At 69.0% G+C, this 20,512-nt stretch carries 22 protein-coding genes and 2 tRNA genes; 21 read left to right on the forward strand and 3 right to left on the reverse strand.

Annotated features, from left to right (window positions below; all coding sequences use genetic code 11):
- Positions 1-392 precede the first annotated feature (392 nt).
- From dnaN to AB0N78_RS13440, 13 genes are all read left to right on the forward strand, one after another.
- Positions 393-1,523 (forward strand): DNA polymerase III subunit beta, encoded by a 1,131-nt coding sequence (dnaN, locus tag AB0N78_RS13380; protein ID WP_363391028.1) that lies wholly within the window; start codon positions 393-395, stop codon positions 1,521-1,523.
- A 133-nt stretch (positions 1,524-1,656) separates the two neighbouring features.
- On the forward strand, positions 1,657-2,589 hold the full coding sequence (gnd, locus tag AB0N78_RS13385) for a phosphogluconate dehydrogenase (NAD(+)-dependent, decarboxylating) (protein ID WP_363391031.1): 933 nt from the start codon (positions 1,657-1,659) through the stop codon (positions 2,587-2,589).
- Between the two features lie 12 nt (positions 2,590-2,601).
- Positions 2,602-3,804: a DNA replication/repair protein RecF gene (gene recF / locus AB0N78_RS13390; protein ID WP_363391033.1), complete on the forward strand. Its 1,203-nt coding sequence runs from the start codon at positions 2,602-2,604 to the stop codon at positions 3,802-3,804.
- Entirely contained in the window at positions 3,794-4,348 is a 555-nt protein-coding gene (locus AB0N78_RS13395) for a DciA family protein (protein WP_363391036.1), read from the forward strand. The genes recF and AB0N78_RS13395 overlap by 11 nt, the downstream gene beginning before the upstream one ends.
- Before the next feature lie 184 nt (positions 4,349-4,532).
- Positions 4,533-6,539, forward strand: a complete 2,007-nt coding sequence (gene gyrB / locus AB0N78_RS13400) for a DNA topoisomerase (ATP-hydrolyzing) subunit B (protein WP_363391039.1) — start codon at positions 4,533-4,535, stop codon at positions 6,537-6,539.
- A gap of 33 nt (positions 6,540-6,572) precedes the next feature.
- Entirely contained in the window at positions 6,573-9,179 is a 2,607-nt protein-coding gene (gene gyrA / locus AB0N78_RS13405) for a DNA gyrase subunit A (RefSeq protein ID WP_363391042.1), read from the forward strand.
- Entirely contained in the window at positions 9,176-9,865 is a 690-nt protein-coding gene (locus tag AB0N78_RS13410; protein WP_363391045.1) for a DUF3566 domain-containing protein, read from the forward strand. Before gyrA ends, AB0N78_RS13410 begins: the two co-directional genes overlap by 4 nt.
- A 99-nt stretch (positions 9,866-9,964) precedes the next feature.
- Positions 9,965-10,038, forward strand: a tRNA-Ile gene (locus tag AB0N78_RS13415).
- A gap of 24 nt (positions 10,039-10,062) precedes the next feature.
- Positions 10,063-10,182 carry a DLW-39 family protein gene (locus AB0N78_RS13420; RefSeq protein ID WP_210732611.1) on the forward strand — a complete coding sequence of 40 codons (120 nt, stop codon included), beginning with the start codon at positions 10,063-10,065 and terminating at the stop codon, positions 10,180-10,182.
- 25 nt (positions 10,183-10,207) lie between these two features.
- Positions 10,208-10,283 (forward strand) — tRNA-Ala (locus tag AB0N78_RS13425).
- 95 nt (positions 10,284-10,378) lie between these two features.
- A complete protein-coding gene (locus tag AB0N78_RS13430; protein WP_363391048.1) occupies positions 10,379-10,819 on the forward strand; it encodes a MarR family transcriptional regulator in 441 nt (146 codons plus the stop codon).
- The gene (locus tag AB0N78_RS13435; RefSeq protein ID WP_363391051.1) at positions 10,816-12,147 is read left to right on the forward strand and encodes a hypothetical protein; all 1,332 of its coding nucleotides are present in this window, start codon (positions 10,816-10,818) and stop codon (positions 12,145-12,147) included. Before AB0N78_RS13430 ends, AB0N78_RS13435 begins: the two co-directional genes overlap by 4 nt.
- Positions 12,148-12,171: 24 nt before the next feature.
- The gene (locus tag AB0N78_RS13440) at positions 12,172-13,137 is read left to right on the forward strand and encodes an alpha/beta hydrolase (protein WP_363391054.1); all 966 of its coding nucleotides are present in this window, start codon (positions 12,172-12,174) and stop codon (positions 13,135-13,137) included.
- Here AB0N78_RS13440 and AB0N78_RS13445 read toward each other — a convergent pair.
- Positions 13,100-13,642 carry a hypothetical protein gene (locus tag AB0N78_RS13445; protein ID WP_363391057.1) on the reverse strand — a complete coding sequence of 181 codons (543 nt, stop codon included), beginning with the start codon at positions 13,640-13,642 and terminating at the stop codon, positions 13,100-13,102. The genes AB0N78_RS13440 and AB0N78_RS13445 overlap by 38 nt on opposite strands.
- A gap of 86 nt (positions 13,643-13,728) precedes the next feature.
- Between AB0N78_RS13445 and AB0N78_RS13450 the strand changes: the two genes are divergently transcribed.
- Together AB0N78_RS13450 and AB0N78_RS13455 are read left to right on the forward strand one after the other, a co-directional pair.
- Positions 13,729-14,070, forward strand: a complete 342-nt coding sequence (locus AB0N78_RS13450; protein WP_363391060.1) for a DUF2200 domain-containing protein — start codon at positions 13,729-13,731, stop codon at positions 14,068-14,070.
- Positions 14,067-14,630, forward strand: coding sequence for a cysteine hydrolase family protein (locus tag AB0N78_RS13455; RefSeq protein ID WP_363391062.1), 564 nt, complete (start codon positions 14,067-14,069; stop codon positions 14,628-14,630). The genes AB0N78_RS13450 and AB0N78_RS13455 overlap by 4 nt, the downstream gene beginning before the upstream one ends.
- 65 nt (positions 14,631-14,695) lie before the next feature.
- Here the strand turns inward: AB0N78_RS13455 and AB0N78_RS13460 are convergent, their stop codons facing one another.
- Positions 14,696-15,646, reverse strand: coding sequence for a hypothetical protein (locus AB0N78_RS13460; RefSeq protein WP_363391065.1), 951 nt, complete (start codon positions 15,644-15,646; stop codon positions 14,696-14,698).
- A gap of 151 nt (positions 15,647-15,797) precedes the next feature.
- On the opposite strand from AB0N78_RS13460, the gene AB0N78_RS13465 reads away from it, so the two are divergent.
- Together AB0N78_RS13465 and AB0N78_RS13470 are read left to right on the forward strand one after the other, a co-directional pair.
- Positions 15,798-16,337, forward strand: a complete 540-nt coding sequence (locus AB0N78_RS13465; RefSeq protein ID WP_363391068.1) for a peptidylprolyl isomerase — start codon at positions 15,798-15,800, stop codon at positions 16,335-16,337.
- 166 nt (positions 16,338-16,503) lie between these two features.
- Positions 16,504-17,214: a rhomboid family intramembrane serine protease gene (locus AB0N78_RS13470; RefSeq protein WP_363391071.1), complete on the forward strand. Its 711-nt coding sequence runs from the start codon at positions 16,504-16,506 to the stop codon at positions 17,212-17,214.
- A 331-nt stretch (positions 17,215-17,545) separates the two neighbouring features.
- On the opposite strand, the gene AB0N78_RS13475 is transcribed toward AB0N78_RS13470, so the two are convergent.
- Complete coding sequence (locus AB0N78_RS13475) at positions 17,546-17,794, reverse strand: cell division protein CrgA (RefSeq protein ID WP_363391074.1); 249 nt, start codon at positions 17,792-17,794, stop codon at positions 17,546-17,548.
- Positions 17,795-17,898: 104 nt separating this feature from the next.
- Between AB0N78_RS13475 and AB0N78_RS13480 the strand changes: the two genes are divergently transcribed.
- Genes AB0N78_RS13480 through AB0N78_RS13495 form a run of 4 tightly spaced genes read left to right on the forward strand, consistent with a single transcriptional unit; the run spans position 17,899 to position 20,426 of the window.
- Positions 17,899-18,792: a DUF881 domain-containing protein gene (locus AB0N78_RS13480; protein ID WP_363391077.1), complete on the forward strand. Its 894-nt coding sequence runs from the start codon at positions 17,899-17,901 to the stop codon at positions 18,790-18,792.
- Positions 18,789-19,634 (forward strand): class E sortase, encoded by an 846-nt coding sequence (locus tag AB0N78_RS13485; RefSeq protein ID WP_363391080.1) that lies wholly within the window; start codon positions 18,789-18,791, stop codon positions 19,632-19,634. Before AB0N78_RS13480 ends, AB0N78_RS13485 begins: the two co-directional genes overlap by 4 nt.
- Positions 19,634-19,795 carry a hypothetical protein gene (locus tag AB0N78_RS13490; protein WP_363391083.1) on the forward strand — a complete coding sequence of 54 codons (162 nt, stop codon included), beginning with the start codon at positions 19,634-19,636 and terminating at the stop codon, positions 19,793-19,795. Before AB0N78_RS13485 ends, AB0N78_RS13490 begins: the two co-directional genes overlap by 1 nt.
- Before the next feature lie 4 nt (positions 19,796-19,799).
- Complete coding sequence (locus tag AB0N78_RS13495) at positions 19,800-20,426, forward strand: aminodeoxychorismate/anthranilate synthase component II (RefSeq protein WP_363391086.1); 627 nt, start codon at positions 19,800-19,802, stop codon at positions 20,424-20,426.
- The last annotated feature ends 86 nt before the right edge of the window (positions 20,427-20,512 follow it).

Raw genomic sequence — 20,512 nt, forward strand, 5'->3', positions numbered from 1 at the left:
ACCGGTGGATGACCCCCAGCGTTCGTGTGGACGGATCCTGGGGTGACAGTGGACAGCCGAACGGCGTCTCCACGATGTGCACGGGCCGACACGTTGTCCACCGGGACGTCCCCAGGCTGGACGCACAACCGGAAATCCTCGCTGACCAGCGCGAACATCGGTTCTCCACAGGATCCACAGACGCGATGACAACGACGACAGATTTCTCTAGAAGAAGATCCACAGACCGTCCAAGCCCTGCCGGGCCGATCCGACCCACCTCCGACCGCTGAGGATCGATCCAGGACAACGATCCAGGCCCGTCGACACTGTCCACAGGTACCCCGACCTGTAGTCTTCGGCTGGAATCACACGCCTGGGATCGCACGGTCCCACGACTGAGAGGGTGGGGCATGAAGTTCCGCGTCGAACGTGACGTCCTCGCTGAAGCCGTCACGTGGATCGCTCGCAGCCTGCCCACCCGTCCGCCCGTGCCGGTCCTGGCCGGTGTGCGCATCGAGGCCGAGGCCGATGGGGTGCTGCGTCTGGCCTCCTTCGACTACGAGGTCTCCGCACGGTCCGAGATCCCCGCTGAGGTCACCGAGCCGGGCACCGTCCTGGTCTCCGGACGACTGCTCGCCGAGATCTCCCGTGCCCTGCCCGCCAAGCCGGTCGATGTGGTGCTCGATGGCACCAAGGTCTCCGTGACCTGTGGCGCCAGCCGCTTCACCCTGCTGACCATGCCGGTCGAGGATTACCCGCAGCTGCCAACCATGCCCGGCCTGTCCGGGACCGTCGACGGAGACGAGCTGACCAAGGCTGTCGCTCAGGTCTCCGTGGCCGCCAGCCGTGATGACACCCTGCCGCTGCTCACCGGCGTCCGGGTCGAGATCGAGGGCGAGAAGGTCACCCTGCTCGCCACCGACCGCTACCGCCTCGCCCTGCGCGAGCTGGTGTGGAAGCCGTCGGACCCGTCGATCTCCGATGTGGCGCTGGTCCGCGCGCGCACTCTGAACGACGTCGCGAAGTCCCTGGGTGCGTCCGGCTCGGTCAACATCGGACTCGCCACCGGGCAGGGTGTCGACCTGATCGGCTTCGAGGCCGGCGGCCGGCACACCACCTCGTTGCTGGTCGACGGCGACTACCCGCCGGTGCGTCGACTCTTCGCGGACGAGTCCCCGATCCACGCGGTGGTCAACACCCAACTGCTGACCGACGCAGCCAAGCGTGTCGCCCTGGTCGCCGAACGCAACACCCCGATCCGACTGACCTTCTCCGAGGGGCAGGTCGTGTTGGACGCCGGTCAGGGCGATGACGCGCAGGCTTCCGAGGCGTTGGAGGCCAGCCTGGTCGGTGACGACATCGCGGTGGCCTTCAATCCGCAGTTCCTGTTGGACGGTCTGAGCGCGCTGAACACGCCCTTCGTCCGACTGGCCTTCACCCACCCCAACAAGCCGGTGGAGTTCACCGGTCAGGAGTCGTTGGAGGGCGAGGACCTCAAGGAGTACCGCTACCTGCTGGTCCCGATCCGCTTCGCCTCCTGAGCCGACCGACGGCGGTGTGACCGGGCAGACGGTCGTTCCGGTCGTCAGCACGGGTCCACCGGCACGAGAATGGCCGGTGACAGTGCCGCCACGGGGTCGGCCCGTGTGCTGTCGGGCGTAGAGAGGTGGAGACATGCGGATCGGCCTGGTGGGTCTGGGCAGGATGGGCGCGAACATGCGGGAGCGCATGCGTCGGGCGGACATCGAGGTCACCGGTTACGACCGCAACCCGGAGGTCTCGGACGTCGCGTCCCTGGCCGAGCTGGTCGAGTCGCTGCCCGCCGGTGAGCGGATCGTCTGGGTGATGGTCCCGGCCGGTGCGGTGACCCACGCGGTGATCGAGGAGCTCTCCGGGCTGCTCTCCCCCGGCGACCTGGTCATCGATGGCGGGAACTCCTACTACGGCGACGACCGCACCCACGCCGACTCGCTGGCCACCAAGGACGTGCACTACCTGGATGTCGGTGTCTCCGGCGGTGTCTGGGGTCTGGAGAACGGCTACGGCCTGATGGTCGGCGGTGACGCGGCGGATGTCGAGCGTGCGATGCCGATCTTCGACGCGCTGCGTCCGGAGGGCCCGCGGGCCGAGGGATTCGTGCACGCGGGCAAGGTCGGTGCCGGGCACTACGCGAAGATGGTGCACAACGGCATCGAGTACGGCCTGATGCAGGCCTACGCCGAGGGTTATGAGCTGCTCGAGGCCAAGGACATCGTCGAGGACGTCGCCGGCACCGTGAAGGCCTGGCAGCGTGGCACCGTCGTCCGCTCCTGGCTGCTGGAGCTGCTGGTCAAGGCACTGGAAGAGGACCAGGACTTCCACGAGATCGAGGGCTGGGTCGCTGACTCCGGCGAGGGCCGCTGGACCGTGGACGAGGCGATCGACGCCGCCGTGCCGCTGCCGGTGATCACCGCTGCGCTCTTCGCCCGGTTCCAGTCCCGCCAGGACGCCTCCCCCGCCATGAAGGCCGTCGCCGCTCTGCGTCAGCAGTTCGGTGGCCACGCCGTGAAGTCCGCTGGTGGCGAGGTCGCCGGTGGCACTCCTTCCGGCGTGCGTTCGGAGGGCTGACGCCGCACCGGCATGTACGTCTCTCACCTGTCCCTGACGGACTTCCGCTCGTACCACCAGGTCGACCTGACCTTCGAGCCGGGGATCACCGCCTTCGTCGGGCCGAACGGGCAGGGCAAGACCAATCTGGTCGAGGCGATCGGGTATGTGTCGACCTTCGCCAGTCACCGTGTGCCGTCCGATGCCCCGCTGGTGCGTGCCGGGGCGTCGGCGGCGGTGGTGCGGTCCCGGATCGTGCGCGAGCAACCCGACGGGTCGCAGCGGGCCCTGGTGCTGGACATCCAGCTCGGCTCCGGGCGGCACAACCGGGTCAAACTGAACGGCAGTCCCTCGCGCTCCCGGGAGGTGATCGGTGCGCTGCGGTCGGTGCTGTTCGCGCCGGAGGACCTGTCCTTGGTCAAGGGCGATCCGGATGGTCGACGCCGGTTCATCGACGCTTTGTGCGTGCAGATCACCCCCCGGTTGGCCAGCGTCTTCTCCGAGTACGACCGGGTGGTCAAACAGCGCACGGCCCTGTTGAAATCGGCAGCGGGGTTCCGTGGTGCCAAGCTCGACCTGGGCACCCTGGACGTGTGGGATGCGAAGCTGGCCGAGCTCGCCGCGCGGGTGATCGTCGCCCGGCACGCGGTCGTCGCCGCTCTGACCCCCTATGTCGCGGAGTCGTACCGCGAGGTCTCCGACGATCAGGGCGCTGCCCAGCTGACGTACCGCAGCACCATCGACGACGAGGCGATGCCCGATCCCGGACCTCGGCCGGTGGAGGCGGTGCACGCCGATGTGCTCGCCGCCCTGGAGCGGGTCCGGCGCAAGGAGCTCGAACGCGGGCTGTGCTTGGTCGGCCCGCACCGCGACGACCTGGTGCTGACTCTCGGCGGTCTTCCCGCCAAGGGCTACGCCAGTCACGGGGAATCCTGGTCCTTCGCGTTGGCACTGCGCCTGGCCTCGTACCAGCTGCTCAGCCACGGTCCGGTCGCCGGCACGATCAACGGCGAGGCCGACCTGTGGGTGGCGGACTCCGGCCCGGACGGTGAACCGGTGCTGATGTTGGACGACGTCTTCGCCGAGTTGGATGTGAAGCGTCGTCGTCGGCTGGCCTCGATGGTGGCGGATGCCCGGCAAGTCTTCGTCACCGCCGCGGTGCCGGGGGACGTACCGGAGCAACTGACCGGGACCAGATTCGACGTCCTCGCCGCGGAGGTCACCCGTGTCGAGTAAGCGGCCCATCGACCCCACCGTGCCGGTCTGCGAGCAGATCGAGGGCATGACCCCGGCACCGCAGATGGCCCGCCTGGCACTCGGCCGGTTCAAGGCCGTTGCCCGTTCCAAGGGTTACCGACCCGGCCAGACCGCCACCCGTCGTTCCCCGTTGAGTCCGGCCGAGCGCGGCGGTGCCGGTGCCCACCCCCGGGACCCGCAGATGGTGGCCAGCACGATGTCCGCGCTGTTCCGGGATCGCGGCTGGGTGCCGGAGATCTCGGTGGGCGGCGTGATCGGTCGGTGGCGGGATGTGGTCGGTGACCAGGTCGCCGACCACTGCACTCCGGAGACCTTCACCGACGGTGTGCTGGTCGTCAGGACCGATTCCACCGCCTGGGCGCAGCAGTTGAAGCTCCTCGCGCCACAGCTGGTCGGGCGGATGGCGGAGGACATCGGCGAGGGCGTGGTGAAGGAGGTCCGGGTGCTGGGACCGGCAGGACCGGGCTTCGGACGGGGCAAGCGGTCAGTCAAGGGCCGCGGGCCGCGGGACACCTGGGGCTGAGACGGCTCGACCCCCGGACTCGGGGAGGGGTACGCGAGCCGACCCTTCAAGCCGTCAGCGGCCCGTCTGGTGCCGATTTCGCGCGGGTCGACCACCGATTCGACACGTGCACAGGGTAGAATCGGTGGGTCATGCCCGTGGCAGCAGAGCCCGGGCTGCGCAGGACTGAGGAGCACCACCGACAGTGGCCGATCAGACACCCAAGCCGAACGGCGGCGACTACGGCGCCTCCGCGATCACCGTCCTCGAGGGACTGGAGGCGGTCCGGAAGCGTCCGGGTATGTACATCGGCTCCACCGGTGCCCGCGGTCTGCACCACCTGGTCTACGAGGTGGTCGACAACTCGGTCGACGAGGCGCTGGCCGGCTACTGCGACACCATCGGTGTGACGCTGCTGGCTGACGGCGGCGTCCGGGTCTCCGACAACGGCCGTGGCATCCCGGTCGAGATGCACCCCACCGAGGGCAAGCCGACCCTTGAGGTCGTCATGACCATCCTGCACGCGGGCGGCAAATTCGGGGGCGGCGGCTACGCGGTCTCCGGCGGGCTGCACGGGGTGGGCATCTCCGTGGTGAACGCGTTGTCCACCCGGGTGCACAGTGAGGTCAAGCGCGACGGTTACGCCTGGTCGATGGACTTCGCCAACGGTGGACACCCGCAGGGCACCATCGTGCAGGGCGAGGCCACCGAGGAGACCGGTACCACCCAGACGTTCTGGGCCGATCCGGAGATCTTCGAGACCACCGACTACGACTTCGAGACGCTGCGCTCGCGGTTCCAGCAGATGGCGTTCCTCAACAAGGGCCTGCGGATCACGCTGACTGACGAGCGCCCGCAGGGCCAGGACGTCGACGACGAGGTGACCGGCACCGAGGCACCCACCGGTCCCCGCACGGTCAGCTACAAGTACGACGGTGGTCTGGTCGACTACGTCAAGCACCTGAACTCGACCAAGAAGGTCGACCTGGTGCACCCGGAGGTCATCGACTTCGAGGCCGAGGACACCGAGCGCAAGATCTCCTTGGAGATCGCGTTGCAGTGGACCAGCGCCTATTCGGAGTCGGTGTTCACCTACGCCAACACCATCGCCACCACCGAGGGTGGCACCCACGAGGAGGGCTTCCGGGCGGCGATGACCTCGCTGATCAACCGGTACGCCCGGGACAAGTCCATCCTCAAAGAGAAGGACGACAACCTCACCGGCGACGACATCCGCGAGGGCCTGACCGCGGTCATCTCAGTGAAGCTCGGCGAGCCGCAGTTCGAGGGCCAGACCAAGACCAAGCTGGGCAACACCGAGGCGAAGACCTTCGTCCAGCGCGTGGTGAACGAGCAGCTCGGCGACTGGCTGGACTCGCATCCGAACGAGGCCAAGGACGTCATCCGCAAGGCGATCCAGGCGTCGCAGGCCCGGATGGCGGCCCGCAAGGCCCGCGAGGCCACCCGGCGCAAGGGCCTGCTGGAGTCGAACTCGATGCCCGGCAAGTTGAAGGACTGCCAGTCCAACAACGCTGCCGAGTGCGAGATCTTCATCGTCGAGGGTGACTCCGCCGGTGGGTCGGCGGTCCGTGGCCGGAACCCGCGCACCCAGGCGATCCTCCCCCTGCGCGGCAAAATCCTGAATGTCGAGCGCGCCCGCCTGGACAAGGCGCTGGGCAACGCCGAGGTGCAGGCGCTGATCACCGCCTTCGGCACCGGGATCGGCGAGGACTTCGACATCACCAAGCTGCGCTATCACAAGATCGTGCTGATGGCAGACGCGGACGTCGACGGCCAGCACATCCGCACCCTGCTGCTCACCCTGCTCTACCGGTACATGCCGGAGCTGATCCTGCAGGGTCACGTGTACATGGCCCAGCCGCCGCTGTACCGGATCAAGTGGTCGAACTCCCCGCACGACTACGTCTACTCCGACCGGGAGCGGGACGCCGTGCTGGCCGACGGTCAGGCGAACGGCAAGCGGATCCCCAAGGAGAACGGCATCCAGCGCTACAAGGGTCTGGGTGAGATGGACTACTCCGAACTGTGGGACACCACGATGGACCCGGAGCACCGCACGCTGCTCCAGGTCACCCTCGAGGAGGCCGCCGCGGTGGACAGTGTGTTCGCCGTCCTGATGGGTGAGGACGTCGAATCCCGCCGCAGCTTCATCCAGCAGAACGCGCGCGACGTGCGCTTCCTGGACATCTGAGCCTCCCGCAGCACCTGACGAAGGACTGAGTTCGTGACCGAACTGACCGGCGACAACATCCAGCACGGCAACATCGAGCAGGTCGACCTCCAGCTGGAGATGCAGCAGTCGTACCTGGACTACGCGATGGCCGTCATCGTGGGCCGTGCGCTGCCCGAGGTCCGCGACGGCCTCAAGCCCGTGCACCGCCGCGTGCTCTACGCCATGTACGACGGCGGGTACCGCCCCGACCGTCAGTTCTCCAAGTGCTCGCGCGTCGTCGGCGACGTGATGGGCAAGTACCACCCGCACGGTGACACCGCGATCTACGACGCGCTGGTCCGCCTGGTGCAGGACTGGTCGCTGCGCTACCCGCTGGTCGCCGGTCAGGGGAACTTCGGCTCCCCCGGTGACGACCCGGCCGCGGCACCCCGGTACACCGAGTGCAAGATGGCCCCGCTCGCCATGGAGATGGTTCGGGACATCGACGAGGACACCGTCGACTTCCAGGACAACTACGACGGTCGCACCCAGGAGCCGGCGGTCCTGCCGTCGCGCTTCCCGAACCTGCTGGTCAACGGTTCGGCTGGTATTGCGGTCGGCATGGCTACCAACATCCCGCCGCACAACCTGCGCGAGGTGGCCGAGGGAGTCCGCTGGCACCTGGACAACCCGGAGGCCAGCCACGAGGAGCTGCTCGCCGCACTGCTCACCCGAATCAAGGGTCCGGACTTCCCCACCGGCGCGACGATCCTCGGGCACAAGGGCATCGAAGAGGCCTACCGCACCGGACGTGGCTCGATCACGATGCGCGCGGTGGTCGAGGTCGAGGAGATCCAGGGCCGGATCTGCCTGGTCGTCACCGAGCTGCCGTACCAGGTCAACCCGGACACCCTGGCCAAGAAGATCGCCGACCTGGTGCGCGACAACCGGGTGCAGGGCATCGCGGACATCCGGGACGAGACCTCCGGGCGTACCGGTCAGCGCCTGGTCATCGTGCTCAAGCGCGACGCGGTCGCCAAAGTCGTGCTGAACAACCTGTACAAGCACACCCAGCTGCAGGAGACCTTCGGCGCGAACATGCTCGCCCTGGTCGACGGGGTGCCGCGCACGCTGAGCATCGACGCCTTCATCCGGCACTGGACCTCCCACCAGATCGACGTCATCCAGCGCCGCACCAACTTCCGGCTGCGCAAGGCTGAGGAAGCGATCCACATCTTCCGTGGCTACCTCAAGGCGCTGGACGCGCTGGACGAGGTGATCGCGCTGATCCGCCGCTCCCCCGACGCCGACGAGGCCCGCACCGGCCTGATGGCGCTGCTGGAGATCGACGAGGTCCAGGCCAACGCGATCCTCACTCTGCAGCTGCGCCGACTGGCGGCGCTGGAGCGGCAGAAGATCCTCGACGACTACGCCAAGCTCGAGGCCGAGATCACCGAGTACCGGGCGATCCTGGGCTCCGGCGAGCGGCAGCGCGGCATCGTCCGCGAGGAGCTGGACGAGATCGTCGCGCGCTACGGCGACGAGCGGCGGACCACGATCCTGCCCTACGACGGTGAGGTGTCCGTCGAGGACCTCATCGCCGAGGAGGACATCGTCGTCACCATCACCCGCAGCGGCTACGCCAAGCGCACCCGCACCGACGCCTATCGGGCGCAGAAGCGCGGGGGCAAGGGCGTGCGCGGTGCCACCCTGCGTGAGGACGACATCGTCGACCACTTCTCGGTGACCACCACGCACAACTGGCTGCTGTTCTTCACCAACTTCGGTCGGGTGTACCGGGCCAAGGCGTACGAGCTGCCCGAGGGCGGCCGCGATGCCAAGGGTCAGCACGTGGCGAACCTGCTGGCCTTCCAGCCGGGCGAGAAGATCGCACAGGTGCTCGACATCCGGACCTACGACGCCGCCGAGTACCTGGTGCTCGCCACCCGTTCCGGTCTGGTGAAGAAGACCCGCCTGACCGAGTACGACACCAACCGCACCGGTGGTGTGATCGCGATCAACTTGCGCGAGGACGCCGACGGCAACTCCGACGAGTTGGTCTCCGCTCGGATCGTCGACTCCGGGCAGGACCTGATCCTGGTCTCCCGCAAGGGCCAGTCGGTGCGCTTCACCGCCTCCGACGACACGCTGCGCCCGATGGGCCGCGCCACCTCCGGCGTCACCGGCATGAAGTTCCGTGGCGACGACGACCTGCTGGCGATGGAGGTCGTCCGCGAGGACGCGTTCCTGTTCACCGTCACCGAGGGCGGCATCGCCAAGCGCACTGCCCTCACGGTGGAGAACTACCGGCAGCAGGGCCGTGGTGGTCTCGGCATCAAGGTGGCCAACCTGCCCGAGTCCAACGGTGACCTGGTCGGTGCCCTGGTGGTCGACGCCGACGACGAGGTCATGGTCATCATGGAGCGCGGCAAGATCGTGCGCTCCGCCGTCGACGAGGTCAACGCCACCGGGCGGACCACGCAGGGCGTCATCTTCGCCAAGCCGGACAAGAACGACCGGATCATCGCCGTCGCCCGCAACGCGGAGCGCCAGGACGAGGACGATGCCGGTACCGTTGACGACGACCTGGGCGCGGACACCACGGACGAGACCGCACCTGCCAGCACAGCGCCGGACTCCCCGGAGGCTGACCACACCACCGAGGAGGCCGACGAGTGAGCAGCAGTCAGAAGCCGCCGTCGATCCCGCCGCGCAAGAAGTCGGGCAGCGACGACACCACGTCCACCCCCAGCAGCAAGCCCCGCACCGGAGCTGCCGCCCGGGGTGCCGCGGTGAAGTCCGGTGGCTCCGGCTCCGCCGCGAAGTCCGGCACCACCACCGCGGAGCCCAAGACGACCGAGACCTCCACCGCCAAGCCGGCCACTGCGCCGGCACCGGCCCCCGCGGCAACCAGCCCGGCGGAGACCTCGGCCATCTCGCTCAGCCCCGCCAAGGAGCGCCCGGCCAAGGACCGTCCGGCCAAGGCCGCCGCCGACGCGGGCAGTGGGCCGCGCCGGGTCCGGCTCACCGTGTCACGGGTCGACCCGTGGTCGGTGATGAAGCTGTCGTTCCTGGTGTCCTTCGCGATCGGCATCATGCTGGTCGTGGCGGTCAGCGCGATCTGGCTGGCCCTCAACGGCATGCACGTGTTCAGCAGCATCAATGACCTGGTCACCGAGATCCTCGCGGACTCAAACTTCGACCTGCTGGACTACGTGGCCTATGAGCGGGTCCTCGCCGGCACCGCGCTGATTTCGATCGTCAACGTCTTCCTGATCACCGCGCTGAGCACCGTGGGCGCGTTCATCTACAACATCTCGGCCGCCCTGGTCGGTGGCGTGCACCTGACCATGACGGACGACTGACCTCATCCCACCGTGGCCGGTCGGAGCGTCGACCGGCCACGGTTTGGGAGCAGGGGTGTTGATCGGGTAACCTCATCCGGTCCGCACCGCGCGACACACGGGCCTATAGCTCAGACGGTTAGAGCGCTTCCCTGATAAGGAAGAGGTCAGAGGTTCAAGTCCTCTTAGGCCCACTCCCGAGCCCACTGGGGGATCCCATGAAGAAGCTCCTGCTGCTCGCGGCGGTCGCCGCAGTCGGCTACGTCGCCTACACGCGGTACGCCGCCGAGCGGGACGACCGGGACCTGTGGGCCGAGGTCACCGACTCGGTCGACTGACCACCCTGGGCCACACGGCCCGTCCGGGGCCATGGCGCAATTGGTAGCGCACCTGCTTTGCAAGCAGGGGGTTAGGGGTTCGAGTCCCCTTGGCTCCACCACGTCGAGGCCGTCTCCTTCGGGGGGCGGCCTTCGCTATTGACAGATGCCGTCGACGACCCGACAGTTGGTATACCAACTAGTGACGGATCGGCTGATGTGGCGGAACGACAGCACCTTCCACCTGCTGCGGCGGGTGATGCAGCGGCACAACGCGCTGTGGCGGGAACGGCTCCCCGACTTGACGCCGGTGCAGTACAGCGTGCTGCTGAGCATCGACCGGCTGCCCGGTGCGGATCAGCGGTCGATCGGCGAGGCCTCGGCGGTGGAGCCCACCACGACGGCGAATCTGATCGGTCGGTTGCAGGCGTCCGGACTGGTCACCCGGGAACCTGACCCGGAGGACCGCCGTCGACAGCGCCTCAGCCTCACGACCACAGGTGCACGGACGCTCCGTGACGCCACACCACTCGTCCGGTCGGTCCGTGACGAGCTTCTCGCCCCGCTCGACCCCGAGGTCACGGCCGAGCTCCGCGCGATCCTGCTCACCCTGGAGGGTGGGCACCCCCGTGGCCCAGGTCCGAAGGAGATGCCATGACCGGCACGACGACCACTGTGACCACGGCGACCGAGCTCGCCGACGCCCTGAGCGCGGGAGCGCGGGACATCACGATCGACGGCGAGATCACCGGATCCCCGATGGTCACCCTGCCGCCCGGCACGACACTCCGCGGCGGGACCCTGCGCCTCTCTGCGCAGGGTGTGCGGTTGACCACCGACAACACCCTCGAGGACCTGACCATTCTGGTGCCCGATCACGAGGCTGCGATCCTCAATGACACCGAGGTGGACGACCTCGGCACCTTCACCCTGCGAGGAGTGACCACCCGGGGGCAGATCGTGATCCTGGCCGAGAACCGGGTCCGGGCCGGACATGTCCAGGTCGAGGACGTTCATGTGATCGCCGCCGACCTGCGGGGACGCTTGCACCGGCCGCACGGATTCGGCGTCGACGCACTCCAGGGTGCCGTCACGCTGTGGAACCGGCAGCCCGATCCTGCGGTGCGAGTGACCGCCGAACTCGTGGATGTCTCGGTCGGCAGCGCCAAAGAGCCCGTGCGCGGCTCCGGGGTGTTCGTCGGCGGACACGGCGACCGGGACGGCAGCGCGCACGGCGGCCGACTGGTGGTGAGTCGCCTGCACACCGGTGCGATCCACACCGATGGCGGCGTCCCCGAGGGCACCCCGGACCTGATCTCCGGTGGGGTGTTCGTGATCAGCGGCGCCGACGTCGACGAGGTGATCACCGCCGGACCGGTCACCACCCGCGGCCCGAACGACATGGTGCTCGACAACTGGGGCACCGTGGGCACCTGGACCGTCACCGCGCCGGTGACGTCGCACGGACCGAGCGGGATCGGGTTCGTGAACTTCGGCGACATCGACCGGCTCGACATCCAGGCCCCGATCGTCACCACCGGGCGGGGCGCACGGGGATTCAATCTCTACGACGGCGGTCTCCGGGCGGCCCGATTCGACAGCATCACCACGACCGGGGACGGGTCGGTGGGCATCCAGATCAGCAAGCCGATGGGATCACTCACGGTCGACGGCGATGTCAGCACCACCGGGGGCGAGGGGATGAGCCTGGTCAAGGGCGTCCAGGTGTCGCTCCGGGCCATCGCGTTCAGCGTGGAGTCCGGCGGATCGGTGGAGTCGCTGCGGATCGGCGGTCGACTGCGCACCGCGGGTGCCGGTGTCACCACGCTGGAGGTCGACGGTCCGGTGTGGGAGGTCCAGATCGCCGGCGGGGTCGAGGCCACCGGTGCCGGCTCCGACGCCGCCCGGGTCACCGCGGAGGAGCTGATCGATCTCGCCGACATCGACCTCCGCGCGGTGGACGGCACCACGCTGGTGCGCGGCTGATCCCGGTCGCCCTGCTGTGACCGGATGAGCACCTCCTGGCAGTTCCTGGTTCTCCGTGCCGTGGTCGGGCTGGCCCTGGTCGTCGCCCCGGTATGGACCTGGGCATCGACCGGTGACACGGTTCCGCACCAGCACTGGACGCTCGCGGCGCTGCTGATCGTGTCCCTGCTCGCCGGGGTGCTGCTGCTCGCGACCACGGTCCGGGCCTGGCGACGACCCCGGGAGACGCGCGGGATGCTCCGTGCGGTCGGGGCAGTGGCGGGGCTGCTCGTGCTGGTAGCGCTCGCGGGCGCTTCCGACTGGCTCCGGCCGTTCCCCGCCACCGACGCGGCACGTGCGGCGCTGGTCTCTGACGACGCGGTGACGGTCCAGGAGGAGAATGACTGGTACACCTTCACGCCGCAGGACGGCCCGGCGACCATCGGGCTGGTCTACTCCCCCGGCACCCGGGTCGACGTCCGGGCGACCACGGCGGTGCTGCGACCACTGGCCGAGGTGGGGTACCTGGTGGTGGTGCTCGAGGAACCGCTGGGGATCGCGTTGACCGACCTGAACCAGTCCGGTGGGGCGATCGACACCTTCGACTCCATCGAGCACGGGGCGGTCGGTGGACACTCGCTGGGTGGGGTGGCCGCGGCACGGTTCGCCGAGCAGCACCCGGAGCTGTTGGACGGTCTGCTGCTGCACGCGTCCTACCCATTGGACGACATGAGCGACGCGGCGCTGGCCGTGACCTCGATCTCCGGGTCCGAGGACGGGCTCAGCACCCCGGCGAAGATCGCCGCCTCCCGCGCGGACTTGCCGCTCGACACCGAGTACGTGGAGGTGGCCGGCGCGGTGCACGCGTTCTTCGCGGACTACGGTGCGCAGCCTGGTGACGGCTCCCCGACGGTGTCCCGGTCGGAGGCGCAGCGGCAGATCGTCGCGGCGAGCCTGGAACTGATGGATCGGCTCAGTGGGGCCAGTCGTCCCGAAGCCAGCGAGCGATGAGAGCGGCATGGGAGAGCGGGGCGCGCGGATCGGTGAGGTCGCCGTTCGTGGTGTAGTCCAGCAGGACCAACTCCCCCACCCCACGGATCCGCTCGACCAGGTCGCGTTCCCGCTCTGCCAGGACGACCCGGTAGGTGGGCAGGTAGATCTGCTGCCGAGCCTCCACGTACCCGAGCAGACGATCACCGAGCCGGTGGCCGCGGACGGGTCCGAAGCGCCGCACGGTGCGCTTGAGTCCGCGCATGGTGTCGACGTCGAACCGGCTGGGGTCGACATCCGCGTGCTCGAAGACCTTCAACCCCTGCCAGACACCCTCCACGGACGCCGACGTGTGGTCGGGCATGCCGGGTACCGGCAGTCCGCCGACCGGGTAGAACGGGCTCAGCTGCACCCAGGGCTCGGCACCCCGCGAGGTGACGTCGACGATGGTGGCGTCCGGGAAGTCCGCGCGGATCCGGTCGGCGGACCGGCGGCGGGAGACGACGTGGATCGGGGATGTGGGCATGGGGCGACCTCCAGAGATGGGCTCGGGCGGCTGAGCCGTCACCCTTGGGGCCACCTCCGACACCGCCCGCGGACTACCCTCGCCGGATGAGCCGGATCTTCAGCCAGCCCGTCGCCGCGGTCTACCCCGCGTACATCGCCAAGGCCGAGCGCAAGGGCCGGACCGCCGCCGAGGTGGACGAGGTCATCCTCTGGCTGACCGGCTTCACCGACGAGGAGTTCCGTGCGCACCTCGACGCCGGCACGACATTCGCGGACTTCTTCGCTGCGGCGCCGATGACCCCGCACACCGACCTGATCACCGGGGTCGTCTGCGGGGTGCGGGTCGAGGACGTCGAGGACCCGTTGATGCAGCAGATCCGGTGGCTGGACAAGCTGGTCGACGAGCTCGCCAAGGGCAAGCCGATGGCGAAGGTGATCCGGGCATGACACCGCTGCGGAACCCGGCGTTGATCGTGGTGGACGTGCAGCGCGGGTTCGACGACGCGGGCTACTGGGGTCCGCGGGACAACCCGGAGTGCGAGGCGCATGTGGCGGAGCTGCTCGCGTTCTGGCGGTCGCGGTCGTGGCCGGTGGTGTTCGTGCGGCACGACTCGACCACGCCGGGGTCGGTGCTGGCGCCGGGTGCGGCGGGCCACGCGTTCAAGGACGTGATCACCGGCGAGCCCGATCTGCTGGTGCGGAAGTCGGTGAACTCGAGCTTCCACGGCACGCCGGATCTGGACGCCTGGTTGCGCGGGGCGGGCATCGACGAGGTGGTGATCTGCGGGATCACCACCAACCACTGCTGTGAGACCACCGCTCGACTGGCCGGCAACCTCGGGTACGAGACGTACTTCGCGATCGACGCGACGCACACCTTCGACCGCGAGGGGCTCGAGGGGACGACGATCCCCGCGGCCACGCTGTCGGCGATCACGGCGGCGAATCTGCACGGGGAGTTCGCCACGGTGGTCGGGACGCGGGAGTTGATCGCCGCCCAGGGATGACGACCGCCTGGACATGACGACGGCCCAGCCCCCGTGCGGGGACCGGGCCGTCGTGTCTGGTGGGGTCAGGCCTGGTCGGCCTCGCCCTCCGGCTTCTTGGCCGGGCTGCGACGCGGGGCTGCCTTCTTGGCAGCGCCCTGCACCTTCTCGGTGGCCTCGGAGACCTTCTCCTGCACATCCTGCGCCTTGTCAGCGGCGGCCTCGCGGACCTCGGCAGCCTTCTCCGCGACCTTCTTACCGGCCTCGCGACCCTTGGCGACCGCCTCACCGGCGGCCTCGCCCACGGCCTCCGCCGCGTCACCGAGCTGGTCGCCCAGGTCCTCGCGGACGGTCTGCGCACGGGCGCGGACCTGGTCACCGGTGGGGGCCTCGGGCTCCCAGGGCTCAGCCCACGGGTCGTTCTGGCTGCGGCTGCGGGTCCAGGCGAAGACAGCGGCACCGGCACCGACGACGGCGGCGACGATCAGGAACCGCTTGCCGGCCTTGCCCTTCGGCTTCTCTGCCTTCTCGATCGCGGCTGCGGCCTTCTTGGTGGCCTTGGACACGACGGCGGGGGCGTCCTGCGCCTTGTCGGCAACAGCAGCGACGGCCGATCCGGCGCGGTCGGCGGCGTCGTTCACCGCGGCGACCAGCTTGGGCAGCAGCTCGTCGACGAGCTTGTCGTGCGCGGTGTCGATCACCGGGCTGGCCTTCTCGGCAGCCTTCTCCACCCGGGGAGCGGCGGCCTTCACGCCCTCCTTGTACAGGTGGTCGATCCGGGGTGCCAGCCACTCGATGGCGGCCTCCACCCGGGGCTGGCTCCACTCCACGGCATGTCCGGCAGCCTCCTTGGCAGTGCCGGCCTTGACGATGGCCTGCTCCTTGGCGACGACGGCGAGCTTGCCGGCCTGGTCAGCGGCCTTGGACCGGGCCTCGGCGAGGGCGGCACCCACGTCAGCGGCCTGGTCCTTGAGGCGCTCGGCCTGCAACTTGTCGGCGACGCGATCGAGCTTGCTCCGTCGGGTCAGAAAGGGCATGTCCACTCACTCCCGCTCCACGCTGGTCGAATGACCTCCCACTCTGCCACTGTGTCGGCTTTCGCGCAGGTGGCAGACGCGCCGAGATGGACACACCGGCACATTCCGTTCACCCAGCCGACGGTCAGACCCCCGTGCGAGGATGACCGCCATGTACGCGACTCTGCACACCAACCGTGGCGACATCCGCCTGGAGCTGTTCCCGAACCACGCGCCCGTCACCGTGGAGAACTTCCGCGGCCTGGCCACCGGTGAGAAGACCTGGACCGATCCGGCCACCGGGGAGCAGAAGAACACCCCGCTGTACGACGGCGTGGTCTTCCACCGGGTGATCGACGGCTTCATGATCCAGGGCGGCGACCCGCTCGGCCGTGGCACCGGCGGCCCCGGTTACACCTTCGACGACGAGATCCACCCCGAGCTGCGCTTCTCCGAGCCCTACCTGCTGGCGATGGCCAACGCGGGTCTGCGCCGGGACCCGATCAGCGGCAAGGTCGGTGGCACCAACGGCTCGCAGTTCTTCATCACGGTGACCGAGACCCCGCACCTGAACGGCAAGCACACCATCTTCGGCAAGGTTGCCGACGAGGCGTCCAAGAAGGTTGTGGACGAGATCGCCACCACCCGGACTGGCCCTGGTGACCGTCCGGCACAGGACGTGGTGATCGAGTCGGTCGACATCGAGGCCTGAGACACCGATGAGCTACCCGCAGCCGGGCGCTGCGCCCACTCCCCCGCCGCCGGTCTGCCCGCGGCACCCGGACCGCATCTCCTATGTGCGGTGTCAGCGGTGCGGCAGGCCGACCTGCCCGGAGTGCCAGCGCCCGGCCGCGGTCGGTATCCAATGCGTCGACTGCGTGCGGGAGTCCGCTGCTCGCACGCCGAGCAACCGGACGATCTTTGGTGGGGTGGCCCGTCAGGGGCGGCCGGTGGTCACGCTGACCCTGATCGGGCTGTGCGTGGTCAGCTACGTGTTGCAGCAGGTGACCGACACCTGGACCCGGGACTGGTTGTTCGCGCCGGTGATCGGGTGGAACGAGCCCTGGCGGTTCCTGACCAGCGCGTTCCTGCACGCCCCCAGCCAGCCGTTCCACCTGCTGTTCAACATGGTGGCGCTGTGGTCGGTGGGGCCGTTCTTGGAGCAGGCGCTCGGTCGGTGGCGGTTCGCTGTGCTGTACCTGCTCAGTGCGCTGGGCGGCTCGGTGATGTTCATGGCGCTCGGTGCGCTGCACTTCCCGAACGACTGGGTGACCGGGCTCTATGGCGCTTCCGGAGCGGTCTTCGGGCTCTTCGGTGCGGTGCTGGTGGTGCTGCGTCGGGTGGGGCGGTCCGCCGGGACGATCGTCGGTGTCATCGTGATCAACGCGGTGCTCGGCTTTGTGCTGCCCGGAGTGGCTTGGCAGGCGCACCTGGGTGGCCTGGTGGTCGGTGCGGTGTTGGGCGCGATCTTCGCCTACGCCCCACGGGAGAAGCAGCAGCTGACTGCCGTGATCAGCAGCGTGGCGATGGCGCTGGTCCTGATCGCGGTACCGGTGGCGCTGTACGCGCACTTCGGCTTCATCGGCTGAGTGGTCATCCCCAGCGTTACTCACAGCTGTGGAATTACACCGGTGTAGTTATCCACAGGGTTGTGCACTGCTGGGGACAGATCACGGTCACCGTGCCTCGCGGGCCGGAACCATCGGGTCGAAGGGTTGGGGACGGCACCGGCGTCGGCTGGGGACAACGCTGCGGAGACGACTGAGGGCCGGCACCCCCGATCGCTCCGGTTCAAGGAGTCATGGGAGTCCGGCCCTCGGTGCCCGTCTGCGCGTCGATATCGCATCGGGTGGTGCAGGGGATCCAGCGCCTGCCCAGGCGAACAATGCCGACCCGGCGCGAACGGCGCCAGTGGAGAGCTCAGCGCCAGCGGGTTGCCATACCCAGGCTGACCAGCGGGAACGCGAAGCCGACGGCCAGGTTCCAGGCACCGATGCTGGGGATGGGGTAATTAAACCCGGTCAAGTAGGTCACCACGATCCAGGCCAGACCGAACACCAGCAGGCCCACCATCACCGGGATGAACCAGGAGGGGTTGCCGATCTTGGCGACGGCCTTCTCCTGCGGGGCGGTGTAGTGCGCCTTCTTCCGCGTCCTCGACTTCGGCACGGGGATGCTCCTGACTTCGATACGTCGACCAGATCCAGCCGGGCAGATGCCGTGTCGGCCGGAGAACGTGCCCTAGCGTAGTGGGGTCGACCCGGGGAGGGTGCGTGACCGAGCAGACCGGTGGTACGGGGCGGTCGGACCAGGTGTCCGCCGCACCCGAACCCGGGGGTGCGCGGCGCCGCCCCGAGCACCATCAGCATCGAGCCGGGCGGCGACGTGCCCTGCGCGGCACGGTGAGTGTGGCGTTGGTGATGGCGCTGTCCGGATCGCTCTTCACTGCGAACGCGCGGCTGGCCCGCGGCACCAATGAACGGCAGGCAGTCGACCTGCCCGGGTTGCAAGCCAACGAGGACACGCGCCGGGAACGGCTGGCCACCCAGGTCGAGCAGCTGCGCACCGAAGTCGACGCTCTGACCGCGGAACAGAACGCGCACTCCGGGGTCGACTGGTCGACGGCGGGGATCGCTGCGGATGTCGCTGCCGGGCAGGTGCCGGTGACCGGCGGCGGCCTGGTGGTGAAACTGGATGACGCCGACCCGAACGGTCCTCGCCCCGCCGGGGTCAGCGCGGACGACCTAGTGGTGCACCAGCAGGACCTCCAGGCGGTGATCAACGCGCTGTGGGCCGGGGGAGCGGAGGCGATGATGCTGATGGACCAGCGCGTCATCTCCACCAGCGCGTTCCAGTGCATCGGCAACGTGCTCTCGCTCCAGGGTCGTCGGTACTCGCCGGCCTACGTGGTGACGGCGGTCGGCGACCCCGACAAGCTGCGTGCCGCACTCGACGCGGACCCGGCGGTGCGGGCGTATCGCAGCTGGGTGGCGGCGGTGGGACTGGGCTGGTCCGTGGAGGAGAGCGACGATCTCAGCCTGCCCGCTTACGATGGCCCCGCCGATCTGACCTATGCCAGCGTGCCGGAGGGGACCGAGATCCTGCCGGGACTGGTCGCCGCCGCGGGCGGATCGGCTGGTCCCGACCAGGAGGATTCCGCAGGATGAGCGGCACCTACTCTCAGGTGCCCGGCTTCGACGACGCGATCGTCGGTGCTGGGACGGACAGTCGACGCGCCCGCCGGGTGCAGGAGGGCCGGCACGGTCGTGCCCAGCGTCGTCGCCGTGGAGGGTTCGCCGGTGCCGTGCTCGGCCTGATCGGTGTGGTCGGCGAGCTGCTGATCACCGCCGGTGTGCTGCTGCTGGCGTTCCTGGGCTGGCAGCTGTGGTGGACGGACATCGAGGGAAACCGTGAACAGGCAGCGGTGGTTGAGGCCGGTGGGTGGAACGACCCGCTGGAGAACGCCACCCAGATCGTCACGCCCCGCTACGACGACCCGCCGGTGCTGGAGCAGCCCGAGTACCTGACCACCTTCGCCTCGATGCGGGTGCCGCGCTGGGAGGGGGAGCCCACTCGGACCATCACCCAGGGCACTGACCGGCCCAATGTGCTCAACCCGCTGGGTGTGGGGCACTACGACGGGGTGGCGATGCCCGGTGGCCTCGGCAACTTCGCACTGGCCGCGCACCGGACCACCTACGGCAAGCCGTTCAACCGGATCGCGGAGTTGCAGCCTGGCGACCCGATCGTGGTGTGGACCCAGGACACCTGGTACGTCTACCGGGTCACCGGGTCGGACATCGTCTACCCGAAGGACGTGTGGACGATAGCCCCGGACCCGCAGGACCCGTCGGTCACCAATGAGACCGCCACCCAGCGGTTGATCACCCTGACCTCCTGCCACCCGATGTACTCCGCGCGCGAGCGGTACATCGTCTGGGGGGAGTTGGACTACTGGGCGCCCACCTCCGAGGGCATCCCCGCCGAGCTGGAAGGCGTTGAGCTCTGATGTACGGCTGGCTGTGGCGACACCTGCCCGGACCTGCGGTGGTCCGTACCCTGATCATGCTGATCCTCGCGGCCGGGGTGCTGGCCGCCTGCTTCCTGTGGGTGTTCCCCGAGATCGCCCCGTACATGCCGTTCAACGACGCCACCGTCGGCGAGGAGTAGCACCGTGAGCAGCCGCATCCTGGTCGTGGACAACTACGACTCCTTCGTTTACACCATCGTCGGCTACCTCGATCAGCTCGGGGCCGAGACGGTGGTGGTCCGCAACGACGCTGTGCCCCCGGTCGCCGAGCGCGGCGGATTCGACGGGGTGCTGATCTCGCCCGGGCCCGGCACACCCGCGGAGGCCGGCGCGTCGATCCAGGTGATCCGGGACTGTGCGGCCAGCGGGCTGCCGATGTTGGGGGTCTGCCTCGGGCACCAGGCTCTCGGCGAGGTCTACGGCGGCACCGTGACGCACGCGCCGGAGCTGATGCACGGCAAGACCAGCCAGGTCGAGCACGACGGGCAGGGTGTGTTCGCCGGACTGCCGACCCCGTTCACCGCGACCAGGTACCACTCGCTGGCGGTGGTGGACGGGACGGTTGGCGACGAGCTGGTGGTCACCGCCCGGGCCAACGGGATCATCATGGGGCTTCAGCACCGCGACCTGCCGTTGCACGGGGTGCAGTTCCACCCGGAGTCGGTGCTGACCGAGGGTGGTCACCGGTTGCTGGCCAACTGGCTGGCGGTCACCGGTGACCCGGAGGCGGTGGCGCGGTCGGTGGATCTGCGACCGCTGGTCCGAGGCTGACATCGCGCATCGGCTGAGGCCACGCGGGCACGTCGCGGCCGTTCGGTCCAGATCCCGGTGGCCTGCGGCGATTCCGGACAAACACG

The sequence above is a fragment of the Cellulomonas sp. NPDC089187 genome (assembly GCF_040685135.1).
Classification (GTDB): domain Bacteria; phylum Actinomycetota; class Actinomycetes; order Actinomycetales; family Cellulomonadaceae; genus Cellulomonas.

What these genes read in the sequence shown, in the direction of transcription:
- gnd (WP_363391031.1), top strand. Translation starts at nt 1,657, where the DNA reads ATGCGGATCGGCCTGGTGGGTCTGGGCAGGATGGGCGCGAACATGCGG.
- AB0N78_RS13450 (WP_363391060.1), top strand. Translation starts at nt 13,729, where the DNA reads ATGAGCCGGATCTTCAGCCAGCCCGTCGCCGCGGTCTACCCCGCGTAC.
- recF (WP_363391033.1), top strand. Translation starts at nt 2,602, where the DNA reads ATGTACGTCTCTCACCTGTCCCTGACGGACTTCCGCTCGTACCACCAG.
- AB0N78_RS13440 (WP_363391054.1), top strand. Translation starts at nt 12,172, where the DNA reads ATGAGCACCTCCTGGCAGTTCCTGGTTCTCCGTGCCGTGGTCGGGCTG.
- AB0N78_RS13490 (WP_363391083.1), top strand. Translation starts at nt 19,634, where the DNA reads ATGTACGGCTGGCTGTGGCGACACCTGCCCGGACCTGCGGTGGTCCGT.
- AB0N78_RS13435 (WP_363391051.1), top strand. Translation starts at nt 10,816, where the DNA reads ATGACCGGCACGACGACCACTGTGACCACGGCGACCGAGCTCGCCGAC.
- AB0N78_RS13465 (WP_363391068.1), top strand. Translation starts at nt 15,798, where the DNA reads ATGTACGCGACTCTGCACACCAACCGTGGCGACATCCGCCTGGAGCTG.
- AB0N78_RS13445 (WP_363391057.1), bottom strand. Translation starts at nt 13,642, where the DNA reads ATGCCCACATCCCCGATCCACGTCGTCTCCCGCCGCCGGTCCGCCGAC.
- AB0N78_RS13430 (WP_363391048.1), top strand. Translation starts at nt 10,379, where the DNA reads ATGTGGCGGAACGACAGCACCTTCCACCTGCTGCGGCGGGTGATGCAG.
- AB0N78_RS13455 (WP_363391062.1), top strand. Translation starts at nt 14,067, where the DNA reads ATGACACCGCTGCGGAACCCGGCGTTGATCGTGGTGGACGTGCAGCGC.
- AB0N78_RS13420 (WP_210732611.1), top strand. Translation starts at nt 10,063, where the DNA reads ATGAAGAAGCTCCTGCTGCTCGCGGCGGTCGCCGCAGTCGGCTACGTC.
- AB0N78_RS13485 (WP_363391080.1), top strand. Translation starts at nt 18,789, where the DNA reads ATGAGCGGCACCTACTCTCAGGTGCCCGGCTTCGACGACGCGATCGTC.
- AB0N78_RS13460 (WP_363391065.1), bottom strand. Translation starts at nt 15,646, where the DNA reads ATGCCCTTTCTGACCCGACGGAGCAAGCTCGATCGCGTCGCCGACAAG.
- dnaN (WP_363391028.1), top strand. Translation starts at nt 393, where the DNA reads ATGAAGTTCCGCGTCGAACGTGACGTCCTCGCTGAAGCCGTCACGTGG.